Genomic DNA, 9916 nt, shown 5'->3' on the forward strand with positions numbered 1-9916 from the left:
GAAGCCGAAGTGAGAAGCGGGACGACAGGATGAGTGCCTTCGAAAAGGTCGAACACACTGCGCCGCCACCGGCCTCCCCCCGTAGTGTCGGATACACATTCGCAGCCGTTTCCGCGATCGCGGCCGTCCTGCTGCGCAACCATGTTCAGCTATCATTGGCCCTCGCGGGCGCAGCCCTGTTGTTTGCGCTCGTCGCCTTCGTCGCGCCGCGTTGGCTGAAGGGACTCGCATATTTGTGGGGCTTGCTTGCACTGGGTCTGGCCAAGATCGTCAACCCGCTTGTGATGGGCATCATGTACTACGGCTTCATTACGCCTTACGGCCTGCTCTTGCGTATGGGGCGCGATCCATTGCGCATTCACAAGAGGCCCCAAACCGGCTCATACTGGTGCGAATCGACGGATCCTCAGGACCGGGCCGCAATGGAGAGACAGTTCTGAGATGAAAGAGATTCTGAAAGAGCTGGCGTTGTACTTTTCGCAACGCAGGAAATTCTGGTTGTTGCCTGTATTCCTGTTCGTTTTGCTGATTGGCGGGGCGCTGGTGTTTGCACAAGGCTCACCATTAGCCCCGTTCATCTACTCCCTGTTCTAAGTGATGCCGACTTATATCCTGGGCATTTCAGCCTACTTCCATGACAGCGCGGCCGTTCTGCTGTGTGACGGCAAGATCGTCGCAGCCGCCCAGGAAGAACGTTTCACCCGGGTCAAACATGATGCCGGCTTTCCGGCAAAAGCGACGCGCTATTGTCTCGACGAAGCGGGCATCGAACTCAGCGACGTGCAACACATCGCCTATTTCGAGAAACCGCTGCTCAAGTTTGAACGCCTGATCGAGACCTACCTGACCAGCGCGCCGCGCGGTCGCAAGACATTTGCGATCGCCATGCCGAGCTGGATCAAGGGAAAGCTCTTCCAGAAGTCGAACATGGCAAAGATATTCCGGGATGATTTCAATGATCCTGATGCGGGCAACCGCATGGTGTTTGCCCAGCATCATGACAGTCACGCGGCATCGGCATTTTATCCCTCGCCTTTCGACGAAGCGATTGTCCTGACAATGGACGGGGTCGGCGAATGGGCCACCACGTCGGTCTCTGTCGGCAGAGGCAAGGAATTACAGCGCATTCGGGAGATCCGCTTCCCACACTCATTGGGCCTGCTCTATTCCGCGATCACGGGGTATCTCGGTTTCAAGGTCAATTCCGGCGAATACAAGGTTATGGGGCTCGCCCCATATGGCGAGCCGCGATTTGCAGACCTCATGGAAGAGAAGCTGATCTCCATTGCCGATGATGGCAGCTTCTGGCTGGACATGCGCTATTTCGACTATGTCACCGGCCTGCGAATGACCAACAAGGCTTTCCATGACCTGTTTGGTGAGCCTGCGCGCACGTCTGAGAGCCAGCTGACGCAGTTCCACTTCGACATGGCTGCATCGATCCAGAAAGTGACAGAGAATGTGATGCTGCGCATGACCCGCGCGCTACACGCTGAGTTCGCCATCGACAATCTCTGCATGGCCGGCGGCGTCGCCCTCAATTGTGTTGCAAATGGCAAAATCCTGCGGGACGGCCACTTCAAGAATATCTGGGTCCAGCCCGCAGCAGGTGATGCCGGCGGCGCGCTCGGCGCGGCCTTGCTGGCCCACCATCGTTATCTGGACACCGATCGCCTCCTGACGGGTGACGGCGATGCCATGAGCGGCGCCTATCTCGGCCCGGACTATTCGCAGGAAGATATCAACGCAGCCTTGACCTCGGCCGGCGCTGTATTCGAGGTCGTGGACGAGGACACGATGATCCAAACCACCGCCAAAGCGCTGGATAGCGGTATGGCAATTGGCTGGTTTCAGGGGCGTATGGAATTTGGCCCTCGCGCATTGGGCGGCCGGTCGATCATTGCCGACCCACGAAATCCCGAAACCCAGCGCAACCTGAACCTGAAGATCAAGTTTCGCGAAAGTTTCCGCCCCTTTGCCCCGTCCGTACTGGCCGAAGATGCAGCAGACTATTTCGACCTGAGCAGCGACAGTCCATACATGCTGCTCGTCGCGGATGTTGTCGATCGACTGCGCGTACAGCCTGAGTCAGACAGCTCCTCCAAACAGGGCATCGATCGCGTGAACGACATCCGCTCGACGCTCCCGGCAATAACCCATCTTGATTATTCCGCGCGCGTGCAAACGGTGCATGCCGAGACGAACCCGCTCTACCACAAGCTGCTCAGCGCGTTTAAGCAGAGGACCGGCTGCGCAGTTGTTGTGAACACCAGTTTCAATGTTCGCGGGGAGCCCATTGTGGAATCTCCTGGCGACGCATTCCGCTGCCTGATGGGAACGGAGATGGATCTACTGGTCTGCGGCCGCGCCATACTGCGCAAGTCGGATCAGGATCCTGCCCTCGTGCTTGACTACAAGAACGCTTTCGATCTCGATTGACACGATCACCAAAGACAACACCGAGCGGTGCCTGAGACATGAACGAACAACCACTTTCGGAAACACCGCATAGCGTTGTCTTGAGCCGTCAGACAAAGATCGTGCTCGGTATCCTCACAATCTTGGCAACGCTGATTCTGTTGTTGGCAACCGACCTGATGGCGAGAGCGTATCTGGGCGCAAAGGGTGCACCTCAATACTCACTGGTCTGGCAGTCTTCCGACAAGCAGGGCAAAAAGGAAACCGTCGTAGACCGTCGGTTGTCGCAGGGACTGAACGTACTCGACCCGCAACTTGGATATGCGCGACCGGCAGGCGGCCCTACGTCTGAGCCCGCTTGGCGCCGGCCCGGTTTCCGGACGTCAGGCGACGAGACGAGTGGCGCTGCGCTGCGCTTGGTTGTGCTCGGTGGCAGTACGAGCGATCCCTACTATGAGAGCGATTGGGGGGCCTGGAGCGAAACCCTTTTCACGCGCCTCAATGAAGGCCCGACAGGACCTGCGGTCGTCTACAATGGCGCGGTATCCGGATACTCGACCAATCAGGAACTGCTAAAGCTTATTCGCGATGTCCCGGCGCTTGCGCCAGATGTTGTGGTCTCACTCAGCGGCGTCAATGATCTGAACTTCTCACACAGCCTGCGCGAGCACCCCATGGTCAGCCCCTATCAGCTCGTGATGCTCAGAACACTCGCCGGCAAAGGACACCAACCGCCACGTTTCATGCCGAACCTGTTGGCCGCCATGAGATCAGGCGGCGAGAAAGACACTCAGCTCGCCGTGACAGCAGGTTCTAGCTACGAAATGACAGATGCAGAGATGTGGCGCCGCAACGTTGAGCTGATGAATGCGGCCAGCGCGCAAATGGGCGCACGCTTCCATGTATTCCTGCAGCCAGCCATGGGAATCGAACCAGGTTACATGCCGACCGATTCGGAAGCTGAGCTTTACGCCGCAATGCTCAGCTCAAAACCTGACTACGCTGAAAAAGCGGCAGCTTTTTACACAGCAGCACGTCGCCATTGCGAAAAACTTATGTACTGCACGGACATCAGCGACGTATTTGCGGGAAAAACAGGACTCTACCACGATCCCCGCCACCCCAACCATCAGGGAAACAAGCTGATTGGCGATACGGTATTCGAAACACTTTTTGCGCTGGATTCTTCACCGGCACTTGCCGAGTCCGCCCTAGGCCAGACACCAGAACAATAGCTCTGGTATCTGAAATTTTTGCCGATCAATTCGGCGGATACTCGGCCTTGCCGATGATCATGTCGATAACGGCCATCATCCAGAACTGGTGAACCGTCTCGACGATATTGTAGGCGTGACTGTCGGCCCAGAGGTTTACATCTCCGAGTTTGCGAAGCGGGTTTTCCGGGTTCATTGCGGAACACGTCGTAACGGAAATCCCCATTTTGCGAGCCTGCTCGACAGCATTGAGAATGTTCTTTGAGCCACCGGACGAACTGATCGCAACCAGCGTATCTTCTGGTTTGCCCTGAATGCGCAAAGCGTGGGCAATCCAGTTCTCAAATCCGTAATCATTGGAGAGACAGGTGATTTGGGCACCATCATTGAAACATGCCGCCGGAATGTGGCCGTTCTTGCCAAGATCAATCGCGAGATGCGATGCAATTCCCGCAGACCCACCATTGCCGATGAAGATCACCTTGCCACCTGCGTTTTTCGACCGGACCCACAGGTCTCGCACCTGCCCCAATTGCTCGAATACCGCGTCATTGGGGCGCGCGAAGGTTTCCAATCTGCCGAAATAGTCGTTCAGGAACTGGGTATCTGCAGCCACGATAGTCTCACTTTCAATCTGTAAGTTGCGCCCCCAGAAGAGGTCAGGGCTCGTCCGGGCCAGCGATAGGCCGTGTCCCTCAAATTATCAAGTATGATGGCCGACTGCCACAGCGCTTGAACACTTCAACCACCAGCGGCGCCTGAACACACGCAGCCGCCTGACCTGCTAGCAGATTGAAACGGGGATCGGAGGCGTCTAGCGTGCAGGTGCTTTCGCCCTGACCGATTCGCCAAAAGATCGCTTTGAGTTCATGTGTATTATTCCTGATCATGAACAGCCCTTATCCATGATCATGCGCCGCTATCTCGCCGATCTCACAAGCCAACCTGTTCTTCTCAGTACCAAAGTGGTCGCCCAATGATCAGCTGGTCCCGCCACTTTCCCAAATGGAAGTACCCACTGGGGTATCTGCGCCTGCGCGCTGCCCGCCAGCGTTATTTTGACCGTATCGGCCTGAAACAGGATGCGCGCGGTCTTCGCATTGGCATCGTGCCGGGTGACGAGCGCAAGCTGGCGGCACTGAAGAATTCGGGCAAGGGCCGCCGTGCCTTCGTGCTGGGCAATGGCCCCAGCCTTCGCGATATGGACCTTTCCGCGCTGAAGAACGAAATCACGATCGCCTCAAACGGCGCCTACAAGGCGTTTCAGGAATGGGGCTTTACCCCGGACTACCTGTTATTTGAGGACATTGAGCAAACCGAAATTCGTGGTCAGGATATTCGAAACATAGATGGTCCGCTGAAGATTGCCGCCATCTACAATGCGCATGGGATCGCACGCCCCTGGAACGACCTTCTGTTCATGAATGCGCGGCTTGCCGACGAAGCCTATTGGACGGATCCCGGCATTCAGTTTTCACGCGACTTTTCTCATTCGGTCTACCTTGGATCCACAATCAGCTACATTGCGCTCCAGCTCGCCTACCATCTTGGCTGCGATCCGGTTTATCTGATCGGCGTAGACATGGACTATGGACCGCTGGCTGAACAATTCCCGCCGGGTAAGATCCACGTGTCGGAAGAGAATATCGATCTGGTGAATCAGGCGCATTTCACGAAAGACTACTACCAGGTCGGGGATGTCATCGGCATACCAAATTTCGACCTGCAAAATCAGGCCTTTGGCGTTGCCCGCACGGCATTTGAAGACGCGGGGCGCCACATATACAATGCGGGTATCGGGGGAAAGCTGGACGTGTTCGACAGGGTCGACTTTCACTCACTGTTCCCTGACAAGTCATAGCCATGCGCATTCTCATGATTTCCCATGCTGCCGATCGTACCGGCGCCCCGATCAGTGCGCTGCAATTGGCGCGGGAGATGATATCGCTGGGCCATGAGTTGACGATCATCCTGCGGCGCGATGGCGAGTTGGGCGAGGCCTATCGCGAAACGGCCCCAACCCATATCTGGCGCGATTCACCGCAATTCGACCTGTCCGACGGATTGAGCACAGCCCTGCGATTCGACCCACTTATGGCAATAAAATGCGTGCGCTCGCCGGACAGACCCTATTGTCTCGGACGGCAAGATCGGCAGCGCACCACAAGACTCCGACAGGAGATCCGGAACTGGAAGCCCGACATCATCTACGCAAATACAACGCATTGCGGCGATGTCGTTGACGAGCTTGATCTCGACACCCCAATCGTCACGCACGTGCGTGAAATGGGGCCGACAATCCGCGCGCTTGATGCGCGGCGTCTCAAGAGCACGATGAACAAGACGGACATGTTTCTGTGCGCGTCCCGCAGCGTCATGAGGGACCTGTCGCAGGACTTCTCCGTGCCGGACGCAAAACTGCGGGTCGAACCTCCGGCCGTTAAAATAACCCCGGAGCAAATGGCCGTCGCTGATGCAGCGCGGGGCGACGTGAATGACGACCTGAAACTGGGCGAGCCGGACACTCTCATTATTGGCGCCGGAAGCCTGATCCCTCGCAAGGGACCCGACCTGTTCGTTGAGGCTGCCAAAACAGCCCTCGACAGGCATGACGGCGCTGGCCGGCTGGTCTTTGCATGGCTCGGCGATGGCGAGATGATGCAAAGCCTCAAGCACACCGTCCATGAGGCTGGCATTGAATCAGATGTGCTGTTTCCAGGCGTCAAAGCTCGCCCATATGCTTACTTTCGCAGAGCGTCCGCCGTGCTGATAACTTCGCGCGAAGACCCCTATCCGCGCGTCGCCATTGAGGCCGGCATGCTTGGGGTGCCTGTGCTGGCCTTTGCGGATGGGGGCGGCGCTGCTGACCTTGTGCGGAATTATGAAGCCGGACATCTCATTGCCGACTTCGACGCAAAGGCAATGGGCCGCGACGTCAGCGCCCTGGTGACGGCCAGCAGGACCGTTGATGAGAACTTGTCAAAGCGCGTATCGCGGGGGCATAACCCGTCAGCAAGTGCGTCACGGATCGTGGCGCTGTTTGAATCTGTGGCGGGCACAGCCCATCAGACGGAACCACACAAAAAGGCCACAAAACCTTGAATTCTATTTTATTTTTCATGTTTGACCGCCTTGCCTGCGACTCCAAACCAGCGAAAAATACCCGAAACCGGACCAAAGTCCGGTGTCCGCATTTCGAGCCGTAAAAATACATCGGCCCATTGCGTCAATGACGATAATGGAGACGAAGGAGTAGTGCAGTTGAGTTCAACGGCTTTCAGCAAGGCAAAGCAGACCCTCGCCGACATGTTCGGCGGAGTCTCCAGCGCACCACGACAGGGTTGGAACCTTGCCGCCCGAGATATTCGCATCGAATATGTTCACACGAAGATGGGCCTGTTCTGGGCTTTTATCGAGCCCCTCGCAATCGCTGGCGTTTTCATCGCCCTGCGCAGCAGTGGGTCGCTGGAAGTCAGCGGGCTCAACATGCCGTTTTCCCTCTTTGCTGTCAGTGGCATCCTGATCTGGCAAACATTCTTCGACGGCATGATGATGTCCCTGACATCGCTTCAGCGCGCGAGTGGACTTATCGGCAATTATGCCATGCCGCCTGAAAGCCTGATGATGGCCATGGTGTTCAGATCCCTGTTCCTGCTCTGCATGCGTGTCCCAATCGTGCTCGGCCTCGCGGCCGCTCAGGGATTGCTGGAATGGCAGAATGCGTTGCTGTTTATTGCCATGTCGCCAATCTGCGCCCTCGGCGGAGTCGCGGTAGGTCTGTTTTTTGCGCCATTTACGCTCGTTTCCGGCGACTTGAAGCTGGCCGTTGGCGTAATTGCCCGGCCGATGCTGTACCTCTCGGGCGCGGTCTTCCCGCTCACCGGAGGGCTCGCCATTTTCAAGCATGGCAATCCGGTTGCTCTGACAATTGAGGAGTTGCGCTTTTGCCTGCTCTCGCCCAGCCTGTCCCACATCCTGCCGCTTTTTTATGTTGCCCTCGGCATCATGGCGCTCTTCTGCGTTAGCTGGTTCGCTTATCATCGTACCATGAGAGCTTATGTCTGACGTGAGTACGCAACGCCCCATCATCTCCGCCTCGCAGATCGGCCGTAGTTTTCCCAGACGACGGCAGAATAATGTGTCGCGTAATTTCAACGACATATTGGGCAACATCTTCTGCCTCCCTCCAAAGCATGACCGCGATGAAGAAGAATTCTGGGCCCTGCGTGATGTGAGCCTGGATATTCGTCCCGGAGATGCCGTGGGCGTGATCGGCCGAAACGGCAGCGGGAAGACAACGCTCATGAAGCTGCTGTCCGGTCTTCTTGCGCCGACAAAGGGTCACGTCTCAATCAATGGCGAGATCCAGGCGCTGATCAATCTGGGGGCGGGATTCAATCAACGGCTAAGTGGTCGTGAAAACATTCTCAACGGCATGCGCATGCGCGGAATCAGTCCAAAGCGCAGTCCAGAGCTTGTGGAACAGATCATAGACTTTGCCGAGGTCGGCGCCTTTATTGATGGACCAGTGGAAACCTATAGCTCCGGCATGAAATCGCGGCTTGGTTTCGCACTCTGCATATTTCTGCGACCCGATCTCATTGTGATCGATGAAGCCTTGTCCGTGGGAGACCTGGCCTTCCAGAACAAATGCAAGCTGCACTTGCAGGCCATGAAACAGCAGGGAGTTGCCATGCTGCTGGTGTCACACTCGATGACCAGCATCCGGCAGTTCTGCGACCGTGCACTCTGGATTCATGCGGGCGAACTGCAGGCTGATGGTCCGGTTGACCAGGTGACGGCGCAATATCTCGAATTCATTGACCAGGAGATGTCGCGCAATGCAGAGCCGGCAGCGGCCCTGACCGAGGCCAGCCCCCCGATGCAGCACGCTCCTACACAGCCTGCCCGGCCCCTTTCGGCAAAAGTCGCGCAGCGTTGGAGCAATCTGACGCCGAAGGACAACAAGGTCATCGACGATCCCGACAAGAGCTTCCTGGCCCAGAACCCACAGCTTCAGTGGAAACGACCAACCATTTCCGAAAATCAGGTCGAAGAGCTTTATGGTGGGCACATAGAACCTACCGGCTTTCAGGATTTCCGCGCTGTCGTGCTTTCGGAGGGACAGCCGACCAATGCGCTTCAGGTAAACAAGCCATTCGCCATTGAATTCGGCTTCACGCCACAACGACCAATCAACGACTTGAACGTCTCTCTCGTCTTCCACACAAAGGACGGCAAACGCCTTTCAACCATCTCCACCTTGAACGGTGATCTGTTGAAGCAGAATGGCGACAGCAGGGTCCTGTGTCGTGTGAATATTGCCGACATTCCATTTGCCGCCGGGTATTATGTTGTCACGATATCCATCCACGAAGGCAATGCATATCTGTGGCGCGACGCGATCCTTGAACTCAAAGTATCACCCAATCGCTTTATGGTGTGGAACCCGATCAGCATGCAGTATCAATACAATATCTTCAAAGTGTCGAATTAACGCCCCAAATTGTACGGGCGGGTCAGATACACTGCCGCCATTCCTCATCGCAAATAGCCAAAGCGCCCGATTATGAAGAGACTGATTTCCACACTCTGCCGACTGCTGTTGAAAAGCAGCAGGTTCAGGCAACTCCTCCTGGCTGAAGTCAAACGCACGACATCTGCTGAGGAAAAATCTGATCTTTTGAGCGCGTTCGTCGATGATTCGCCGGAGCTCCTCGATGGCGTGGCCAGCCGACCCAGTATGCGCGATCGATTTCTTGCCCTGCCCTGGATACGGGAAAGGCTTGGCAGAGATGTCGAGTTCCTGATCAATTCAGTCTTGGCCGACAAGAATCGCAATGCGTTCTTCGCGGATGGCCGTATCCGGACCATTGCATCAAAGCAGAGTGGCATCCGCGACAAGTTTGGCAAGGATGTCCGTTTTCTTGTGCAATCGGCTTTATCCGCAGAAAATCGAAAAGCCTTCTTCGGAAATGGGGAAATTCAGGCCGCCGCAACCGCGACCACATCCATCCGTCGCACGCTTGGAAATGACGTTCGATTCCTCACCGAATTTGCCTTGAGCGAAGAGAACCTAAAAACCTTCTTCGGCAAGGAAGAAGTCCAAGCCGCAGCTACTGCGACCACGTCAATCCGAAGCGCGCTCGGAAACGATCTCCGCTTCCTCACCGAGCATGCTCTGAGCAACGACAACCAAAAAGCCTTCTTTGGAAACGGAGAAGTCCAGGCCGCAGCTATTGCGACCACGTCAATCCGAAACGCGCTCGGAAACGATCTCCGCT

At 56.3% G+C, this 9916-nt stretch carries 10 protein-coding genes; 9 read left to right on the top strand and 1 reads right to left on the bottom strand.

Annotation, left to right across the window (positions count from 1 at the left end; genetic code table 11):
- The first annotated feature begins 29 nt into the window (after positions 1-29).
- Genes B3527_RS10230 through B3527_RS10245 form a run of 4 tightly spaced genes read left to right on the top strand, consistent with a single transcriptional unit; the run spans position 30 to position 3653 of the window.
- On the top strand, positions 30-440 hold the full coding sequence (locus B3527_RS10230; protein WP_051607441.1) for a hypothetical protein: 411 nt from the start codon (positions 30-32) through the stop codon (positions 438-440).
- A 1-nt stretch (position 441) separates the two neighbouring features.
- Positions 442-594 carry a DUF5989 family protein gene (locus tag B3527_RS10235; RefSeq protein WP_198019707.1) on the top strand — a complete coding sequence of 51 codons (153 nt, stop codon included), beginning with the start codon at positions 442-444 and terminating at the stop codon, positions 592-594.
- A 3-nt stretch (positions 595-597) separates the two neighbouring features.
- Positions 598-2439: a carbamoyltransferase family protein gene (locus tag B3527_RS10240; RefSeq protein WP_290479803.1), complete on the top strand. Its 1842-nt coding sequence runs from the start codon at positions 598-600 to the stop codon at positions 2437-2439.
- A 38-nt stretch (positions 2440-2477) separates the two neighbouring features.
- Positions 2478-3653, top strand: coding sequence for an SGNH/GDSL hydrolase family protein (locus tag B3527_RS10245; protein ID WP_290481312.1), 1176 nt, complete (start codon positions 2478-2480; stop codon positions 3651-3653).
- Between the two features lie 25 nt (positions 3654-3678).
- On the opposite strand, the gene B3527_RS10250 is transcribed toward B3527_RS10245, so the two are convergent.
- Positions 3679-4248 carry an SIS domain-containing protein gene (locus B3527_RS10250; protein ID WP_198019706.1) on the bottom strand — a complete coding sequence of 190 codons (570 nt, stop codon included), beginning with the start codon at positions 4246-4248 and terminating at the stop codon, positions 3679-3681.
- Between the two features lie 360 nt (positions 4249-4608).
- On the opposite strand from B3527_RS10250, the gene B3527_RS10255 reads away from it, so the two are divergent.
- The 5 genes from B3527_RS10255 to B3527_RS10275 all read left to right on the top strand — a co-directional run.
- Positions 4609-5493: a 6-hydroxymethylpterin diphosphokinase MptE-like protein gene (locus B3527_RS10255; protein ID WP_290479805.1), complete on the top strand. Its 885-nt coding sequence runs from the start codon at positions 4609-4611 to the stop codon at positions 5491-5493.
- Between the two features lie 2 nt (positions 5494-5495).
- Positions 5496-6734, top strand: coding sequence for a glycosyltransferase (locus tag B3527_RS10260; protein ID WP_290479806.1), 1239 nt, complete (start codon positions 5496-5498; stop codon positions 6732-6734).
- A 159-nt stretch (positions 6735-6893) separates the two neighbouring features.
- Positions 6894-7697: an ABC transporter permease gene (locus B3527_RS10265; RefSeq protein ID WP_290479807.1), complete on the top strand. Its 804-nt coding sequence runs from the start codon at positions 6894-6896 to the stop codon at positions 7695-7697.
- The gene (locus B3527_RS10270) at positions 7690-9129 is read left to right on the top strand and encodes an ABC transporter ATP-binding protein (RefSeq protein WP_290479808.1); all 1440 of its coding nucleotides are present in this window, start codon (positions 7690-7692) and stop codon (positions 9127-9129) included. The genes B3527_RS10265 and B3527_RS10270 overlap by 8 nt, the downstream gene beginning before the upstream one ends.
- 246 nt (positions 9130-9375) lie before the next feature.
- Positions 9376-9916, top strand: a 541-nt coding sequence (locus tag B3527_RS10275; RefSeq protein WP_290481311.1) for a hypothetical protein, incomplete at its 3' end; no start/stop codon positions are given.

Source organism: Hyphomonas sp. UBA4505, from assembly GCF_002388685.1.
Lineage (GTDB): Bacteria > Pseudomonadota > Alphaproteobacteria > Caulobacterales > Hyphomonadaceae > Hyphomonas.